Below are 18,150 nucleotides of genomic sequence, written 5' to 3'. Positions count from 1 at the left end.
TTCCCCCGTTGATCAAGGGCCGCGACGTCGCTCTCAGGCGCCCGGTCGGGCGTCAGCGGCTCCACGAAGGGGCGGCTTGCCGTCTCCTGCGATCTTTCAGGGTGCGGGGCAGCGGGTGCCTGGGGCCGGTATCGCGAGGTTGATCAGGTACCGATCGACGGCGGCCGTGGTGCAGGGCGTGGATCCGTACGCTCCGTGGCCCCAGCCCTCGTAGGTGACCAGCCGACCGTGTTTGCCCAGCTGAGCGGCGACGTGGGTGGCCCACTCGTAGCCGGTGCGCGGGTCGTGCAGGGCGTTGAGTAGCAGCAGCGGGGTGTTTGTGCGGACCCGTGGGACGCGGATCGGGTTGCGCACCGGCGCCGGCCAGCCGAGGCATGACACCACGGCTACCAGGCCCCCGCCATAGCGCACGTCGGGTGCCACGGCCGCGGCCGTATCGACGAGTTCGGCGTATTCCTCGTAGCTGCGCAGGGGCACCGGCCAGTCGTTGCAGAAGACGGCAGTGGTCAACGGTGGAATGGCAGCCGGGACCGCAGTGCCGTTGGACAGCGACTGGATGGCCCGGGCGTATCTGGGCCAATCGGGGCGGGCCAGGACTCCGATCGGGATAGCGGCGACGTCGAAGCTGGTGTACGGCGCGTACTCGCCGCGGTCCGCGCGGGCCAACACGTCAGCCCAGACCCCGCGGACGTTCTGGCCGTGCAGCACACAGTCGGTGCTTCGGTCGCACCAGGCGACGAACTCGTCGAACGAATCCTGCAGCGTGATCGCCTGGGCGCGGACGAATGTCCGTAAATCGAGGCTGTGATCGAACACGCTCTCCAGCACGATGGCCCGGACCCGGCCCGGGTACCGCTCGGCGTACTGTACGCCGAGCAGCGTCCCATACGAGCTGCCGTGGAAGGTCAGCTTCGACTCGCCGAGGGCTCGGCGCAACGCGTCGAGGTCACGCACAGTGCTGAGCGTGTCGGCGTGATCGAAGACCGGGCTGGTGTGACGGCAGGCGTCCCACAAAGCCCGGTTGTAGGCGATGGTCGCGTCGAAGTCGCCTTGACCGGTCAGCAGCATCGGCGGTTTGGGCACCGTCGGATCCGGGGAGCAGCGCGGGCCGCCGCTGCGGGCCACCCCGCGCGGGTCAAAGCTCACCGTGTCGAACTTGTCGAGAATTTCGCCGCTGAACCGGTTGCCGCGGCGGATCCGCTCCACGCCGGAATCACCTGGACCACCAGGGCCGAACACGAGTGTGCCGACGCGCTGATCGGCGTTACGGGCCGGACGACGCGCCACCCACAATTCAAACGTCGCACCGCGCGGCTTCGCCCAGTCGACCGGCAGGCGCAGCGTCGCGCACTTCACCGGGTCGTCAGGGGCGACCGGTAGGTCGGGTATATCGTCCGGACACGCCGTCCATGCAAGCGTCGGTCTTGGCCCACCAGTACCGGATGCCGAAGGAGCGAGCGCAAATACGGCGACGGCGGCGGCGACGGTGGTAGCGGCGGCCAGGCATCGGACGGCGATGCGGTGGGTCATAGTGTTCCCTTCGGTCGACTTGTCAGAGCGTCGGCCAGCAACGGCCCGAGTCGGTAGGGGGAATCACCCGGAGATGGCCCTGATCACGGCTTCGCCACTTCGACACACGAGCCGGTGCGCTGATCGCCGGTCGGGTCGGTGGTCACGCCGGCCCGCACCATCCCCGCGGCGCGGCGGCTGGGCACCATCTGAACAGGCGTCGGGTGGCGATACCACGCTGGGGCGCTTCCCGTTGAGGGCACGCGGCTTTTCGCATCGAGCGGTGGACATGATCTGATGCACGGAAGCGGCGTCGGACTGGGGAGTGTCATGGAGCTCGTGATCGGGTTGGTCTGTGCGGTCCTGCTGGCCCTGGTGGTCGGCGGGTACGGCGTTGTGCTGTACAACGGCCTGGTTCGGGCGCGCAACGCTTGGCAGAACGCGTTCGCGCAGATCGACGTCCAGCTCAAGCGGCGGCACGACCTGGTGCCCAATCTGGTCCAGGTCGCCAAGGAGTACATGAAGCACGAGCGGGAGACGCTCGAAGCGGTAGTCGCCGCGCGCAGCTCGGCGGCCACCGCGCAGGCCACCGCGTCGGCAGCCCCCGGTGACCCTGCCTCGATGCAGCAGCTCGCCGGTGCCGAGGCGAGCCTCGGCCGGTCGTTGGGCCGGCTGTTCGCGCTCGCCGAGGCGTACCCGGACCTCAAGGCCAACCAGACCATGATGCAGCTGTCCGAGGAGCTGACCTCGACGGAGAACCGCATCGCCTTCTCCCGTCAGGCGTACAACGACGCGGTCATGGGCTACAACAACCGGCGGAGCACGTTCCCGGCGATCGTGCTGGCCAACACGTTCTCCTTCGCGCCGGCCGCGATGTTCGCCACCGAGGACCCGCAGGAGCGCACGACACCGAAGATTCAGTTCTGACGCGGGTACAGACTCAAATGGATTTCTTCCAGCGCCAGCGCCTGGTCCGGCGGATGTCGGTCCGCCTCGTGATCCTTTTCGCCATCGCCGTGGTCGGCATCGTGGTCGTGGTGGACTTCGCCGCCGTGCTCGCGTTCGACGGGCTCTCGATGGCGCCACTCGACCTTGCCGCGCTGCTCGGGCTCGCCACCGGAGCAACGGTCGTGTCGATCGGCGGCGCAGCCCTGCTGCGCACGCTTGGACTGCGCAGGGCGGGCGGTGGCCGGGTCGCCCGTGACCTCGGCGGTGTACCGGTGCCGCCGGACACCACCGACCCCCAGCTGCGCCGGCTGCGCAATGTGGTCGAGGAGATGGCGATCGCTTCCGGCGCTCCGGTCCCCGCGGTGTACCTGCTGCCCGACGAAGTGGGTATCAACGCCTTCGCCGCCGGCTGGTCCACATCGGACGCCGCGATCGCGGTCACCCGCGGCGCGTTGGAACGGCTCAACCGCGACGAGCTGCAGGGCGTTATCGCGCACGAGTTCAGCCACGTGGTCAACGGCGACATGCGGCTGAACATCCGGCTCATCGGACTGCTGTTCGGCCTGCTGTTCCTCGCCGTCGCCGGGCGTTCGCTGCTGCGGCTCGGCCTCGTATCGGGAGGGCGAAGGCGCGGTCGGTCGGCCAATCCTCTGCTGCTGATCGGCATCGCGCTGGTGGTCGCCGGATACGTCGGCGTCCTCGCCGGTCGGCTCATCCAGGCGGCGGTATCCCGGCAACGGGAGTACCTCGCGGACGCCTCAGCCGTCCAGTACACCCGGCAGACCGCGGGGATCGCCGGCGCGCTGAAGAAGATCGGCGGGCTGCCCGACGGGTCGAATCTGGACAGCGCGAAGCGGGAGGAGGTGGGCCACATGCTGTTCGGTACCGGCAACCGGGTCGTCTCCTGGTTCGCCACGCACCCGCCATTGGCCGACCGTATCCGGGTCCTCGACCCCTCGTTCGACCAGGCGCAGCTGGACACGCTGGCCCGGCGGTGGACCGCCGCCCCACCGGACGGCCTGCGGGAGGACGCCACGCTCGGCCTGGGTGGGACGGCGCAACCATTGCCCGATGCGGGGAGTACCGTCGCCGCCACCGCCAAGCAGGTCCTGGCCAGCCTGGGTGCGCCAACCGAGGCGGCGCACCGGTACGCGGCGAGCGTGGTCGCCGATATCCCGGACGATGTGCTGGCCAACCTGCGAGATCCGGCCACCGCACCGGCGACCGTCCTCGGCCTGCTCCTGGCCGGCGACCCGCCGGCCCGCGGGCACCAGCACGCGCTCCTGGCGCAGCGGCACGGATCAGCCCTTGCAGACGCGGCGGTGCGGGAGGCCGGCCGGCTCGCCGCACTGCACCCGCTCTCCCGCCTGCCGGTGGCTCAGCTCGCACTGCCCGCGCTGCGCCAGCAGTCCGAGCCACAACGGACGGTGTTCGTGGACGCGGTGACCACCCTGGTCCATGCGGACAACCGGATCACCATGTTCGAATACTGCCTGTCCCGGCTCCTGCTCGCCGACCTCGCGCCCTCCGTACAGGGGCGCGGCAGGCTGGCACCGCCACCGGCCATCGGACCAGCGGTCGCCACGCTGCTGGCGACGCTCGCGCACGCCGGCAACCCGGACCCGGCCGCGGCCGAGCGGGCGTTCGACGCGGGCATCCAGCGGCTGCTGCCCGGCGAGCGTGTGCCGTATGCGCCGACACCGGCCGGCCCGCTCGCGCTGGAGTCCGGCTGGCCGGTACTCGACGGGCTCTCGCTCCCCGCGAAGGAACGGTTGGTCGCCGCGATCGTGGACGTCATCGCCCACGACCGGCGGACGACCGTAGTCGAGGCCGAACTGCTGCGAACCATCTGCGCCCTGCTGCGATGCCCGCTGCCCCCGCTGATCGGTCTCGCGTAAGTCGCTCACTTCCCGCCGCACGTCCACAGCGCGGCGCGCTCGTGTAGTCCCTGGCAGAGCAAGTCCGCCTGTGTCGGCGCTCTCGCGAGTGGTCCAGTGCGGGTTGGTCAACACCTTGCACGCCATTCGGCGCTCGCCGTCGGGCCGCACAGGTACGGGTTTCCCAGCACGATGTCTGGGTCGTGGGTGCGGTACAGGACGCCATCGGTGACCTGTTCGACGGTGAAGGTCTGCCCGACTCGGGGGCCTTCGCCGAGGTCGTCGTAATCGGCGACGACCGCGCCGTCCGGATCGGTGTAGACAACGGAGTCGTAGGTACCCATCAAACCGGTTGCTTGTTCGGTCAGCGTGAAGGTGGCGGTGCCCATGCACAACGGCTCAGGCGCGGCCGGGTCGAGGTTGAGGTGGCACGGTCCGGCGTTCCAGATGCTGGTTCCGGTCTTGTCCGACCTGATCTCGACCGCGTTCCCGTGGACGTCCCACTCCCCAACGAACATCTCGAACGCCAGCGGCTGTGAAGCGGATCCCGCCGGGCTGCCAGTGTTGGCCACGGCCACGGCGGCAAATGGTGTGTCGGCGCAGCGGGCGGCGAGGGTCTGCAGTGAGGTCTTCTCCGCCTCGTCGACGCTCAACCGCCAGCGCGTCTTCACCGCCACCCAGTCATGCAGGTAGCGGCACTGGGCATCGGCGAACGGCGGCAGCCAACCGGCGACGTCTTGCGCGCCCTTGTCTTGGTTGACAGCCGTACCGACCGCCGCCAGGGTGCGGGGGTCGCCGAGATCGTTGGCGAACGCCTGCCGCGTCGCGGGTGCCCATCGGTATGCACCGGACCCCCACGCCTCAGCCAGCGGCACCAGATGATCGACCTCGACAAGACTCGCGTCCTCGTAGGTCTCGTTCTCGTAGTAGGAGTACCACTGGCCGCCGGCGATGTCGCAGTCACCGGTGACGATTGGCGTAACGGTCGCCTCCGCGAGAAGGACCTCACGGCGGGTGTCACAGCCGTTCCCGTCCTCGTCGAGGCCATAATGGAACAGGTCCCGGTCATAGCCCTCATTCACCTCCGCCGCAACCGCGAGCGCGGCAACCGCTTCCTGGATGGTGCCGGAAGCGGGCGCGTTGGACCCATCCGCCGTGGGCATGACAACCGCGCCGGAGGCAAGCACCGACCGCACTGGCACCGGGCCAAAGCCCGTAGCTCCCACCGCCACCGCGACCGCGACGGTGAGGCCGACCACCAACACCGGACGCGGCCGCCGGCCCACCAAGAACCCATGAAACCTTCTGTGGCGACCGCAACTGGACACGCGATGCTGTCCGGCGGGTGCCGCCAAACGCGTCGTATCGCTCATAGCCTCGATGGTGAACACGGCGCGATCCATCGTGGCGAGTACGCGGGAAACGACTGCAGCCACCGGGACGGGCTGAGACAATCCGCCAGGGGTTCAGCCGTTGGACCGTTCTTCGAGCATTCCCACGAGGGTCGAGGCGATGAGGGCGACCGCCCGATCCTCGTCGTGGGCCAGTTGCCGCAGGACGCCCTGCGCGAGGGTCGCCGGCATCTCGGCGAATGCCTGGGCAAGGCGTATCCGCACCGCGGGGTCTGCGGGGTGTGCGGCGAGCTCGTCGACCAGTGCACTCATGATCGGGTCCGCGCACCCTGGGTCCAGTGACAATGCGCCCAGGACCTCGGCCGCCTCGACGTCGTTCGTGCCCTCGACCACCATGGCGACGAGTGTCGCCACGGCCGCGGTCGCGCCACGCGTACCCAATGCCAGAGCAGCGTGCCTGCGAACCGTGGTGTCCGAGTCTTCGAGTGCGTCCGCGAGCACCGCGGTCGCCTCGTCACCGGGCATCTCGGCGATCGCCAGGACCGCGCGCCGCCGGATGTCGACGTTCTCTGAATACAGGCCGGATGCCACGCTCGCCAACCCGTCACCGCCCGCTCGCGCGAGGGCCCACCGCAGCGCGCCGGCGACGTTCGGATCGGATTCGGCGAGGACCGCCCCAGCCAGCAACTCGGCGGGAACCGGCACGTCCTCGGCCGAGGCCAGGACGCTTTGCTGCCGGCGCGCGGCACTGGGCGAGTTGAGCCCCTGCAGGAGCTCGACGATGTGCAGGACGTCCTGCCAGCCGCAGGGCGCCAAGGCATCGACAGTACGGAGTCGCTCGAGTAACTCCTGCTCCCGCTTCAGTCGGTCTTCGGTTCGTCGGATGAGGTCACCGACCAGTGCCGACGGTGCGAAGGCGGGATCGGCCAGAGCGCGCGCGATTTGTCGCAGCGACAATCCCAGCGACCGCAGACTCTCTACATGGAAAATCCGGCGAATGTCCTCGGCGGAGTACTCGCGGTAGCCACCCACCGTGCGGCCTGTCGGTCGCACCAGCCCGAGGGAGTCGTAGTGCCTGAGCATCCGGGTACTCACGCCCGAGCGGCGTGCCACCTCGCCGATCAGCACGCGGCACCCTCGATGCGTTCCGGACCGAGCGCGACGATCCGTTTCGCCTCGTCGACGGATGAGTCGAACCCGGCATCCGGGTCGAGCAGGAGCCGCTGGGTGGCGCGGGCATGCGCACGCACTGCCGGGTCGTCACCGGCCAGTGCGGTCTGCAGGACCGGCTCGATCACGTCTCCGAGTGCGACGAGTGCTCGGCTGAGACTCAGTTGCACCTTCCGGTCGCCGCGACTGAGTTGTGCGGCTAGCTCCTCAGCCAGTCCCTTCTCTTCGCCAGCGGGCACGAGGACGACGGCAGCACGCCATGCGCTCCGCGCGACCTCGTCGTCGGCGTCGTGCAACAACGACCGCGTGATCGCGGGCCACGCCTCGCCATCGCCGATCTTTGACAGCGTATGCAACGCCTGGCTTCGGGCCTGAGCGCACTCGGAGCCAAGCTCCGTGCGGAGCCTGGGCACCGTGACCTCCGACGGGAGGCGGGTCAACGCCCAGGTAAGCATGTCCCGCACGAAGAAGTCGGGCTCGATCGCGCACCGCGCCACAAGCTCACCAACGAGACCAGGGTCGGCGTGCCTACCAGCCGCCAGGGCCGCCTGGAGCCGCGTCGACGGGTTTCCGGCGCCCAACGCGTCGAGCAAGCGCGTGACCTGTGAATTCCTGTGGGTCGAGCTGATGGGGACCACCTCCTGCACCCAGTGAAGACCTTGTCACAGTGTCAACCTCAAGTGCGCGATGCCCAGGGCGTGCAAAAGCAGTACGACGCGCACCTGCCGGACATCGACCTCACACTGGATCCGGTGACCGTTGTTCGACCGCATCACGAACTCCACGTTGTACGAACCGGGAGCGAAGGTGTGGTTCGGCCCGAACGTCATGTGGCCCGCGGAGCTGGTGCCCGGGACGGCTTGGAGCAGGCCCGTGGCCGTCCGGTTGTAGTTGCCCGCGGCGTGGGTCTCCAGGGGCGCCTTCGCGCTTCTCCCGTGCGTCCGGCAACGGGCTCCCAGCCGTGCTAGGCGGTGATTCCTACGTCGTCGAAGGCCTTGGCGATGGCGGCGAGTTTCTTGGTCCTGGTCGCCTGCGGATCATTGCGAAACAGCGTCAGGGCGGACAGGACAACACCCCGGCGGCTCGCGCTGAAACCCGAAGTGCGAGTCAGGCGCTGGGACAAGGCGAGGTAGAACAACGCCGCCACCTCGTGCGGTGTGAAGAGAAACTTCCCGGTGGACGCCTTCGAAGTGATGAGGTTGTGCGCGGCCTTGTTGTGGATGCCGCTGTTGACGTGGACGAAGCCATGGTCGTTGGCGTCGCTGGGCACCTCGCCAGGATTCAGCTGGCGGAAGTCGTCCATGTGCGCTGGTTGGCCATGCAGGGTGGGATCGCTTAGATCGCGAATGGGCACACCGGTCCCGTCGAGATCCTCACCCAACTCCCAGTTCCAGTCGCCGATGTCGGGCAGGTGTCGGTTGGAGATGATGATTCCGAGGATGTCAGAGTACGACTCGTTCAGGGCCCCAGACTCGCGCCGGTACTCCAGTCGGGCTGTGTGGTCGGTGAGCCCGTGGATGATCTCGTGCGCGACCACGTCCTTTGCCACGGCATAGGAGCGGAGCTTGCCGTTGACCATGCGTTGGCCGTAAACCATCTGGGTGCCGATCCAGGCCGCGTTCCGCCATTCCTTGTTGGCCGGGTTCGCGTTTCGGAAGGTGCAGTTGATGCTGGACACCACTGGGCTACCGAGATTGTCCAGGCCGTTGCGGTGCAGCTCTTGGAACAGGAAGTCGACGACCTCCTCGGCATTGGCGTGGGCGCTGATCGCACCGGTGTCCCACGGCTTGGGTGGGTTGACCACGATGTCGCCCGGCAGGATGCCGTCGCCGCGGGCGATATCGCGGAAGTTGAAGTTGTGGGTTTGTACATGGCGGACCGTGTCGCTCAACCGGTGTTTGCCGCTCTCGTTGTGCTCTGCCCGGATGTGCCGCGGCTTGCCGAGCGCGTCAGCCGTCTCCAGTTCCTCCGGCCTCCAGGTGACCGACTGCGAGCGGGGCAGCCGCGCGATGAGCTCACCCTTGCCGTGCGCGTCAATCACGTAGTCGAACAGCTGCGGCATCGACGAAGCGGCCCCATTTCCGGCGGCTTCTCGCCGCACGTTCTTCGCGATGTACACCAGCCGCCAAGTGCCCCGCCGCTTGCGGTCGTCGAAGTAGTAGTAGAGGCGCGGCAGCTCCGCAGGTGGCGAGAACGCCCCGCCGTCCTCGGCGATCACCTCCTTGGCCCGCGCCGGGGAGACGCTGGCGACGGGGTCGACCTTTTCGGGCTCACCGAGCGCGGAGTTGACCGACAGCAGCGAGTTGTCGTCGTCCAACTCGATCGTGATGAGTGAGCCGTAGACCGGGATGTGGTGCAGGTACTGCGCGAACTTGACCACCTTCGTACCGGTCAACGGCACCGCCTCGGTGGCGACGGTCTGGTAGTACGTCGCGGTCTCAGCCGGAGCCGCGGTGAGGGAGGGCACCGCCGGACTGGCGATCATCTGGTTGAGATAGCGCCGGGCCACGGTCTCCGGATCCTGATTCTCCGGCGCAAGCTCCGCGGGGAGCGACCGGTCGGCATCTGCCAGCTCCCCGGATATGGTGGCGACGGTGCGCTCGTACTTGTCGTCGCTGCTGTGCATGGAAAAGGTCTTCAGACCGTTCTCGGCCACGGTACTGCTCCTCTCAGGACGTCTTGCCGCATTTGAGTGACACTTCTCAAACTCGTGGACGCTTGCTGAACCAGGACGCGAACCGGGTGTGCGCCGCCGAACGTCAGAGGACGGCGGGGGCACACCCGGTCACGATCGTCTAACGTCCGGGTGGGCCTCCGGCGTTGCGGGCCGCGCCGCCACTGCGCGGTGTTGACGGCGCGGACATCAGGCCGCCGGCCGCCGCGATGCCGTCCACCAGCCAGGCCGGCGGCGATCCGCCGTCACGGGCAGTATCGTCTATTGTGGACGATCGGGGCGTTGTAGGGCCGTTGACGGGAGCGGAACCCGCGTCGACCGGCTGGCCGTCGTTGGTGATGCGCTTCTTCACGGCTTGCCCTCCCTCAGTTCATGACCGCGTAGCGGGCCTCGAAGTTCATGGGCGCGTTGCTGAGATTGCGGATGGTGAACCAGTAGGTCACCTTCGCCGCGTCGGCCCGCTCGACCTCGACGTCCCACTCGACCCCCGGCGCGCCCTGCGCCGGGGTGAGCGGCATGACGTGCCACAGCACATGCCACTCCTGGGGCCAGGAGTGGGTGAACCAGCTGCCGCTCTGACCGGCGTCGAGCGATCCGGTGAACTGGGTTCCGATACGCATTGTGCGTCTCCTTTTGGTAAAGGTCACCAGCCGAGGACGACGAAGCGGGCCTCGAAGTCCACCGGTGCGTCAACCAGGTTTGTGATCTCGATCCAGTACGTGGCGTGGAAGTCGCTTGCTCGCTCGACCCGCGTGCGATACCGCAGCTGCGGGGCGCCCGGGCGCGGACTTGTCGGGACCACCGACCACAGCACGTGCCAGTGCGCCGGCCACTGGAAGGTGAACCAGCTTTGCGTCGCGTTCGCCGCGACCTGCCCGCTGAACTGGACACCGGTCCAGCTCCCCGTTTCCAGCGCGGCCGGGATCAGCTGGCGCAGGTCCGGACGGTTGCCGATCCGCTGCGTGGCGGGTCGTTCAGACGAGTCCTGCTGCGGGGAACCCGTGGCCCGCAACAACTCTCGGGCCCTCGCCGGCGACAGCGGCACCCTGCCCTGTGCACGCAGCACGCCCTGCACGCACGCCAGCGCACCCACCACGATCGGCGACGCGCTGGACGTACCGCTGAATTGCTTGGTGTACCAGACGTCGACGGTCGGGCCGCTCTGCAGGTCGCCGTAGCCGGTGGTGACGACCTCGCGGCCCCAACCCTGCGCGTCGACACAGGCGCCGAAGTTCGAGAAGTCCAGCCGGGAGCGGTCCGGGCCGAAGTTGCCCGACGGCGGCGCGCCGGCACCGACGACGACCGCGCCGGAGTCCAGCTCGGCTCGCCGGAACGGATTGCGCCACCAGTCCGGGAAGCCGGACTGCGGGGTGTCGTAGATGGGGTCGTCGAGGTTCTGGAAGCCGTTGCCGGCCGCCTCCACGACGACGATCCCGCGCGAAACGGCGTAGCGGATCGCCGTGTAGTCGTCGGGCCACCATTCGACGGCGATGAACCCGAGCTGGGTGTCGCCACCGGGGTATCTAGGGCCGCCGCGATGGATCTCGAGCAACAGAATGTCGCCCGGGCCGAGCCGGTCGGCGGCGGCCTTGATCGCGTCGGCGGTCGGCACCGAGAACGCCGAGGCGCTGATTACCGCGTCCGGCGAGATCCCGGTGACCCCGACACTGCTAACGTCGCCGCTGATTTCGCCGAGCACGGCGGTGCCGTGGTGGGTCGAGCGGCTGTCAGGGATCTGATCCGCGGTCCCGGCGACCACCCCGCCCTGATTTTGGGTGAGGTCCTCGTGGGTGAAGCGCCAGCCCCACTCACAGTCGATCACCCGCACGCCGGCACCCCGGCCACCCGGCTGGGTCCACGCCCAGTGGGCGTCCACTCCGGCCGGCGCCGCGTTCAGGTAACCCTGCTGGGAGGTGAAATCGGGCGTCACCGGGGGCGCGTCGGGACCGGACGGCATCATGTCGTTGAGCCGTTCGGCCGTCCTTTCCGGTGCCAGCACGGCCAGATCCGCGGCCGGCTTGACATAGGCGGCCTCCACGGCGGGACTGTCGCGCAACCGCGCGGCGAGCTCGTCGAGCTGCTCGTCAGGTGCGTCGACCTGATAGAAACGCGCCATGACCGGTGCGAGCGATGCGCTCTCGACCGTCTCGACCGTATCCGCCGGCCTGCCGGCTAGGATCCGTTCCTCGGACACGCCGAACAGAGGCCGGATCGTCACCTCTTGCGAGGCGGCGACCGACTCCAGCACCCCAAGCGGCGCGCCAGAAAGCGACATCGCTCTGCTTGGCGTGATACGGAGTTCGGCGTCCGGAGCACCGATCAAAATCAATTCGCGGCGCCCAGGGCCGCCACCGGGCTGTGCCCTGTCCGGGCCATGGGCTCTTGCCTGCCAATCGTCTGCCATTGGGCTCTCCCCCGCGTCAGAACAGAGACACTTTCATGCTGTCACCGCGAACACCGGTAGTTGCCGGAAACGCCATTTCCGCCTAAAGCTGGGGCAGCGCAACGATATCGGTGAAGACAGTCCGCTCCTTGACTTCGCCGGCAGTGCCGGTCTTTAGACTTATGCCGGGCTGTGCGACCGAGTTGGGCAGCAGTTCCACCTCGCGGACCCGTAGCCGGAACTCGCCCGGCCCATTGGGCAGGAACACCTGTGATGCCCAATGCAGGTTGGGTGACAGGCCGGCAGGCACGGCCGGAAACGACGTGAGCCTTTTCCAGGCCGCGACACCATCGAGCGCGTCGCCGACTTCGACCAGATCCACCTGTTCGGCGGGCATCCCGTCGGGTCGGCGGCACCGCTCGATGATCAGGTCGACGCGGTTGACGGCCGTGGCGGACGAGATCGGGCCGCTGAGCTTGACCGCGTACTTGCCCGCCTCGCGGGTCACGGTAAGGGTCCGCTCGGGCAGGATGGGCACCATGTCCGTCCTGACCACCTCCGAAAGCCACAGGCTGTCAAGGCTGTTGGGCTGAAAACGGGCGACGGCGAGCTGCACGAAGGTGTGGTTGAAGGCCGCGGTGAAACCCACGTCGCACAGCCAGCTCTGCTCGCCGCTGTGGAATGCGGGCGCATGCGGTTTGACGACCGCGTCCGCGCCGGCCTCAGCGATCCGCAGGGCTCGCTGCGCACCGCTGCCGCTGATAATGTCGCCGGCGAACGGGCCGCCGGCGAGGAACCCAAACGACGGGTAGAGCGGATCGTGCCCGACCAGTGAGACGAAGTCATCCAGCGCGCTGGACTCGTCGCTGTCGGGCCGCACGATCACGCCGACCAGTTCGCCCACACCGGTGGTGTGCCAGGGCGGCTGCAGCGTGAGACGTACTCGGGTGCTCAAACGTTTCCTGGTGAGCACAGCCCCTGGAGCGTCCAGGTTCCCGGTCGTCACCCACTCGAAAGCCGGCCTGGCGGAGCGCACCACGGGCGGCGCGGGCCTGCACGAGTTGAGCACGACCACCGGCGGCGGTTTGCTGACCCGGGTGAAGGCGGCCGGGTCAGAGTCGCGAAAGTAGTGCCGGAACCGGCTGACCGCGCTCAGTGTGTAGTTGACCGTCCGATGGCGGGTGTCGCCGAACTCATGGCGGAACAGCGTCTGCGGCTGCGGCGAGTCGTCGGAGCCGACGACGAGGCTGGTCACCGGCGCGTCGGTCACGTCGTCCCAGCTCGCGGTGATGTCCAGTTGCGCGGTGCTCTTCGGATCCAGCAGCGGCGAGTCCGGGTGGAGCGTGACAAAGGTCTGGCCGGGCTCGCGGTGCGCCTTCAGCGCGGTGTCTGGTGCCCGCAACGGGCGCTGGACGGCGTGCACGAACGTCACGGTCCGGGCGGGGGTCAGCATCGGGTGCCGGCCCTGCCTGGCCGCCTCCATCGACACGCCTGGCAGTTCGGCCTGCAAGGCGAATTCGTCGATGATCCCCTCCCGCGGAAATGTCGACAACTGCAAGGTGATCCGCTCGGCCGGCGCTACGCGTACCGCCAGCCGGCCGTCGGCCTGCCATGCCGCCTGCGGGCGGCCGGATGGCATGGAGGTCAAGTGCACCGTTCTCGGCGTGAGATCAGGCCATTGACCCTGCCAGTTCATCGCCGGTACGGCTGGGGCATCCGGGCCGAGGTCGACGAGGGCGATGCCGCCGGCCGCCGGGTCGGGCAGCCCGCCCCGCATCCCACGCCGGGCCCAATCCCACGTCAAGCGGGGCTCTGTGCGATCGAACATGCCGTGCTGTTCGGCGATGGCCAGTGTTGTCGATGGTGGCAGCACCTGCCGCTTGTCGTCGAGGCGGTAACCGAATCGGGTGCTGTATTCGGCGATGTCGAGCCCGCCGGCCGGGTCGCTGCGTACCACGACGTGCTCGACCGTTTCGCCCGGGTCCAGATCCGTGGGCGCGACGCCGTCGAGCAGAGCGACGCCGGGGGCAAGCATCGGCTCGTACCGGCCATAGAAGATCGGCGGCGTCTGGTAACGGCTCGGTGTGGGATCACCCGGTTCGAGGCCGCCACCGGCGATGTCAGCCACCCTCGCCCGCAGCGCGTAGTGCCTGCCGAAGCGGAGCCGGGGCAACGTCTTCGACGCGACTTTGAAGGACATGCTGAGGTTCATGCCGGGTCGCGACGGCGGTGTGGCGTGCGGCGCCAGATCGAAGGGCGGCTGGGGCGTTGCCAGGCTCCAGCCCCTCCAGGCCGCGACGATCTCGTCGGCGTGCAACCCGCTATCGTCGTGGATAGCCGCGTTGGTCTTGATGTGGCCTTCCTCGAATTGCTGCGGTGATTCGACAACGGTGAACTGATCGCTGATCCCTCCGTCGGCCAGTCGGCCGTGTACCCGATAAACGGCCTCACGTTGTTGCAGCGAGAACCAGTCGCTTCCGCCCAGCTGCGGCAGCAGGTCGATGCGGTAGCCAAGCAGAAGGTCGTCGGCGGTGAGGTCCTCGGCGAGAACGTCTGGCAACATGCGGGTCGCCCGGTTGAGCCGCTCGGCCATCTCCTCACCTCGCCCGCGCAGAACCAGCTGCAAACCGCCCGAGCGCAGGGCAGGCAGCGTGGCCGGCTCGCTGGGCCGGGCTGTCATGGCCACAGCGGCTTCGCGAAGCCGCCCAGCCGAAACGTCTATGTCGACGGTCGCGACGTCCCATAGGAGGGATCCGGCGGCGTCGCGCCGGTCCAGCGTGACCATCCCGGCGTCCACGTTCGCCGTCGACCCCGGCAGGAACTGCGCACCGAACCGGGTTCTGGGCGAGACCACCGCGGGCAGCGGGGCGACATGGCCAGGCCACCGCACCCGGATCGTCCCTCCAGCCAAAGTGGACAGATCGTTCGCGTCGAGCGCGAGTTCGACGATGAGGCCCAGCGCCCGCAACACCGCCGGATGCTCCCGCAGCAGCGACACGGTTCGGTGAAAACCGGCCGGTTGCGTAGCCGCCGGTGGCGCTGACGGGGTCGGTGGCGTGGGCGGGGACGTGGCCGCCGCTCGGTGGTCGACGGGGTGTTCGGCGCCGGACCAGTGCGTATCGAGCAGGGTCCTGACCATGCTGGCGTATGCCGCGCTTTGGTGGCCCTGCTCGGTGGTGATGGGCGTCTGGGACGCGCCCTTGAGCGTGCTGGCGATCGCTTGCGCATCGCGCGAGGTGGCGTGGACGGTAAGCGTCGCGGGAGCGGGCGACGCCTGGGGACTCCTGCCGCTCTCGACCGTCATGCCGTCGGTCAGTTCGTCCCAAAGTCCACTTTGGAACGGGATCGCCGGTGTCAGGTCGCGCGTCAACACCGGCGGTGTATCAGCGCTCGCGCCGGGAGCGAACACCTCGACCCGCACCGTGCCCTCTAACAGTTGGCTGGGCGGCCACTGCGCCATACCGTGCGCTGAGAGCGAACCGCCGTCGAGCTTTGGCACGATGAGGACCCGCAGCAGCGCGCTGCCCGCCTTGAGGCCGCCTGGGACCGCGATCCACAGCATCTCGCTCATGCGAACGCCTCCCAGTAGGCTTCCCATGCCTTTAGCTGGGCCGCATCGTCCTCGGCCGGCAGGGCCCGATCCGGCGGCGCGGCCGGAGCGGCGCCGCCGATCAGCTCGAACTGTCCGCTGTCGACGGTCACGGAATCGGAGTAGAGAGTCAGGTCCAGCTCGATGACGAGCGAGGCCCGGCCGGTCAGTCTCGGCGGCGGGTCGGAGAAGGTGAGGTTCACCCGCAGGTCCACCGAGACGGTGATCAGACCCAGCAGCCGCACCGAGCCGCCGATGCGGATGAACGCCTCCAACGCCGTCGAGCCGTCGGCGCGGCGCACGAAACGCACGCCGCCCATGGCATGCACCTCGGCCTGGGCGACGACGAAGTCGAGCGCGATCATCGCGCCGAATTCCATCGAGAGCTCGAGTTTCGACGGGTTGTCCCCCACGATCTCGACCGCGGCGTACCCGCCGCCACCGAACCCGCTGACTGTGAGGCTGAAAGGCTGTTCGCGGCTGGCGAACGCGACCACGACCCGCGCCGGGCTCTGGGCGAATGGCACGCGCACCGCGGCCATGACGGCGATGTTGCGCATAACGAACATCCCGGCCGGCGCGTCGGGCACGCGCAGCTGGTACCCGACGACGACCTCGGAGGACGAGACACTGATCGTCGGGCCGTGCCCGCCGAGTAGGGACATGACCCGTTTTTGTAGTTCCTGCAGCAGCTTGAGCTCGCCGCCGAACTCGATGCCGAACCCCTCGAGCTCCAGCTTCATCGGCTCGCCCGGCCGCTGGGTGAATCTCGCCTTGTCGAATGTCAGGGTGATCAGGGGCGCGTTGGGCGGCAGGGCCAGGGTGAAGTTCGACAGGGTGCAGGTGTTGGGTGGCTCCGGCGCATCGGGTGGGACCGGGCCGCCGCCGACGAACAGGTCGAGCTGTGGCGGCGGCGCGCCTGGCTTGGGCCGGAACGGCCCGTGCGCCACGAGTCTCAAATTCGTCCAGCGCATCTCGACGGAGACCGCCTGCCCCACCCGCCGATGGATGATCGTCGGCGGGGCAGGTTTCGGGTTGGTGCCGGTGTCGATAAGGGAGGCGAGCGGAAAGCCGAACAACGTCGCCCCGCGGAACGCGTCGACCAGCGCGGCGGCCAGATTTGGCTGATCCGGCAGCACGCTGCTGGCCACCGGGCCGAGGTCGCGTGAAATGCCGTCGGCGTCGAACTTGGGCGCCACCAACGCGCCGGACCGGTCGGTGTTACCGGTGAAGTTGACCGGGACCGGCGGATCGAATCGCAGCGGCACCTTCGGGACCGTCCGCTGGCCGGTGCGCAGCTCGGGAGCGAACCTCACCGTCCGCGCCGCCTCGTGCCCCGCCCCGGGAAGTAGGGACCGCAGCGCGGGCAGCACCACCGCGAACCTTTCAAGGTCGGGGCGGAACTCCGCTCCCTCGGCCTTGCCGTCCAAGGTCAGCGAGTGGACCTCGTGAATGTCGCCCGGAAGGCCGCCCGCGCCCACCATGTCAAGCTCGACACCGGCGATGCCGACCGTGGCGAGTGCGCGCCAAGCCGCCACCACGCTGGTAGGCGGTGGTGCGTTCAGGAAGCCGACGAAGATTACGGGGATGGAGAAATGTACGTCCTTGTCGCCCGAGCGGCACCGGACCGGAAGCCGCAACGGCGCCCCGCCGCGCCTGGGGATGAACACCAGCGGTTCGTCCTGCGGCAGCAAGCTGTCGATGAGGAAGGACTGTCCCAATATCTCGACTTCGTCGAACGGAAACGTCGGGGTGCGCAGCCCGGTGCGCAGCGGTTCGAGGATCACCAGGACGTGCCGCGCTTGCAGCGCGGCGGCTGTTCCCTGCCTGGCGGGAGAAACCACCGGCAGGAACGCGCGTTTGGTGAACACCTGGGAGACGACGCGGTGGCCGAACGGCCAGAGCCTGCCCTGGGCGGTCAGGTCCACCCTGTGGTCGCGGCCCAGCACCATCTCGTGGGTCCACGAACCTGACGTCCACGCCGCGTCGGCCGTCAGCGATCCGCCCAGCGCGCTCAACTCCAGCCGGGAGACTCTCGGCAGCGACTCGACGCTTTGCGCTTTGATCTCGTCGCGTCGCCCGTCCAGCGGCACCATCTGGAACAGCGGTCTCGCCGCGATGTCGCTGGTCTCGGTGAATTCCAGCGGTGTGACTTCGAGTTTCGCGTCTGTCCGGCTGCCTTGCAGGGCTCGCAGCCTCGCCTGCCACAGGCCGACCGCGTCTGGTCCTGCCCCAGCCACCGGATGGGCAGGGTGTTGAGACACCATGGCCGACCCGGTCTGCGGTTGCGGCCGCAGCTTCAGCCCCCAAGGCATCTCCACAACCGACTTTTGATCGACGTTTGCCAATGCTTCCAGGATGCCGGCGACGGTCAACTCGATGACGGTCCCCCGGTCGATACGGAAGGCCAGCTCGCTGACGCCGGCCAGCCTCGAGTCGCTGTGCACCTTACCGGCCGTGTCGAAGCGGGCCAGCGTCGTCGCCTGCTCGAGAATCGCCTGCGGCGGGAAAGTCAGCGTCACCGAGGCCGCGTCCGCGGTGGCCACCAGTGTCGGCACGGGCGCGCCGGGGCGCACCTCGCACCCGTCCCAACGCACGGCAAGCACGACCAGGTCCCGGCTGCGGACCATCAGATAGGTCGGTGCCAT

12 protein-coding genes are annotated in these 18,150 nt (G+C 68.6%); 2 read left to right on the top strand and 10 right to left on the bottom strand.

The window, feature by feature from the left end; genetic code table 11:
* Positions 1 to 96: 96 nt before the first annotated feature.
* Entirely contained in the window at positions 97 to 1,530 is a 1,434-nt protein-coding gene (locus V6V89_RS06760) for an alpha/beta hydrolase (RefSeq protein WP_334618099.1), read from the bottom strand.
* 309 nt (positions 1,531 to 1,839) lie between these two features.
* Here V6V89_RS06760 and V6V89_RS06755 point away from each other — a divergent pair, with 309 nt between their 5' ends.
* Both V6V89_RS06755 and V6V89_RS06750 read left to right on the top strand, forming a co-directional pair.
* Entirely contained in the window at positions 1,840 to 2,436 is a 597-nt protein-coding gene (locus tag V6V89_RS06755; RefSeq protein WP_334618098.1) for a LemA family protein, read from the top strand.
* A 17-nt stretch (positions 2,437 to 2,453) separates the two neighbouring features.
* Positions 2,454 to 4,355 carry a M48 family metalloprotease gene (locus V6V89_RS06750; RefSeq protein ID WP_334618097.1) on the top strand — a complete coding sequence of 634 codons (1,902 nt, stop codon included), beginning with the start codon at positions 2,454 to 2,456 and terminating at the stop codon, positions 4,353 to 4,355.
* A gap of 107 nt (positions 4,356 to 4,462) precedes the next feature.
* Here the strand turns inward: V6V89_RS06750 and V6V89_RS06745 are convergent, their stop codons facing one another.
* From V6V89_RS06745 to V6V89_RS06705, 9 genes are all read right to left on the bottom strand, one after another.
* On the bottom strand, positions 4,463 to 5,725 hold the full coding sequence (locus V6V89_RS06745; protein WP_334618096.1) for an HNH endonuclease family protein: 1,263 nt from the start codon (positions 5,723 to 5,725) through the stop codon (positions 4,463 to 4,465).
* 75 nt (positions 5,726 to 5,800) lie between these two features.
* Positions 5,801 to 6,814 carry a MerR family transcriptional regulator gene (locus V6V89_RS06740; protein WP_334618095.1) on the bottom strand — a complete coding sequence of 338 codons (1,014 nt, stop codon included), beginning with the start codon at positions 6,812 to 6,814 and terminating at the stop codon, positions 5,801 to 5,803.
* The gene (locus V6V89_RS06735) at positions 6,808 to 7,449 is read right to left on the bottom strand and encodes a HEAT repeat domain-containing protein (RefSeq protein WP_334618094.1); all 642 of its coding nucleotides are present in this window, start codon (positions 7,447 to 7,449) and stop codon (positions 6,808 to 6,810) included. The genes V6V89_RS06740 and V6V89_RS06735 overlap by 7 nt, the downstream gene beginning before the upstream one ends.
* A gap of 371 nt (positions 7,450 to 7,820) precedes the next feature.
* Positions 7,821 to 9,512: a M4 family metallopeptidase gene (locus V6V89_RS06730; RefSeq protein ID WP_334618093.1), complete on the bottom strand. Its 1,692-nt coding sequence runs from the start codon at positions 9,510 to 9,512 to the stop codon at positions 7,821 to 7,823.
* A 139-nt stretch (positions 9,513 to 9,651) separates the two neighbouring features.
* A complete protein-coding gene (locus tag V6V89_RS06725) occupies positions 9,652 to 9,882 on the bottom strand; it encodes a hypothetical protein (RefSeq protein WP_334618092.1) in 231 nt (76 codons plus the stop codon).
* A gap of 13 nt (positions 9,883 to 9,895) precedes the next feature.
* Positions 9,896 to 10,150: a hypothetical protein gene (locus V6V89_RS06720; protein WP_334618090.1), complete on the bottom strand. Its 255-nt coding sequence runs from the start codon at positions 10,148 to 10,150 to the stop codon at positions 9,896 to 9,898.
* 23 nt (positions 10,151 to 10,173) lie between these two features.
* Entirely contained in the window at positions 10,174 to 11,805 is a 1,632-nt protein-coding gene (locus tag V6V89_RS06715) for a S8 family peptidase (RefSeq protein WP_334618088.1), read from the bottom strand.
* A gap of 211 nt (positions 11,806 to 12,016) precedes the next feature.
* Positions 12,017 to 15,484: a hypothetical protein gene (locus tag V6V89_RS06710; protein ID WP_334618087.1), complete on the bottom strand. Its 3,468-nt coding sequence runs from the start codon at positions 15,482 to 15,484 to the stop codon at positions 12,017 to 12,019.
* Positions 15,481 to 18,150: a hypothetical protein gene (locus V6V89_RS06705; RefSeq protein WP_334618086.1), complete on the bottom strand. Its 2,670-nt coding sequence runs from the start codon at positions 18,148 to 18,150 to the stop codon at positions 15,481 to 15,483. The genes V6V89_RS06710 and V6V89_RS06705 overlap by 4 nt, the downstream gene beginning before the upstream one ends.

Source organism: Micromonospora sp. CPCC 206061 (assembly GCF_036906915.1).
Lineage (GTDB): Bacteria > Actinomycetota > Actinomycetes > Mycobacteriales > Micromonosporaceae > Phytohabitans.
The sequence above is the reverse complement of the archived record's forward strand: the minus strand, read 5'-3'. Positions and strand labels throughout refer to the sequence as shown.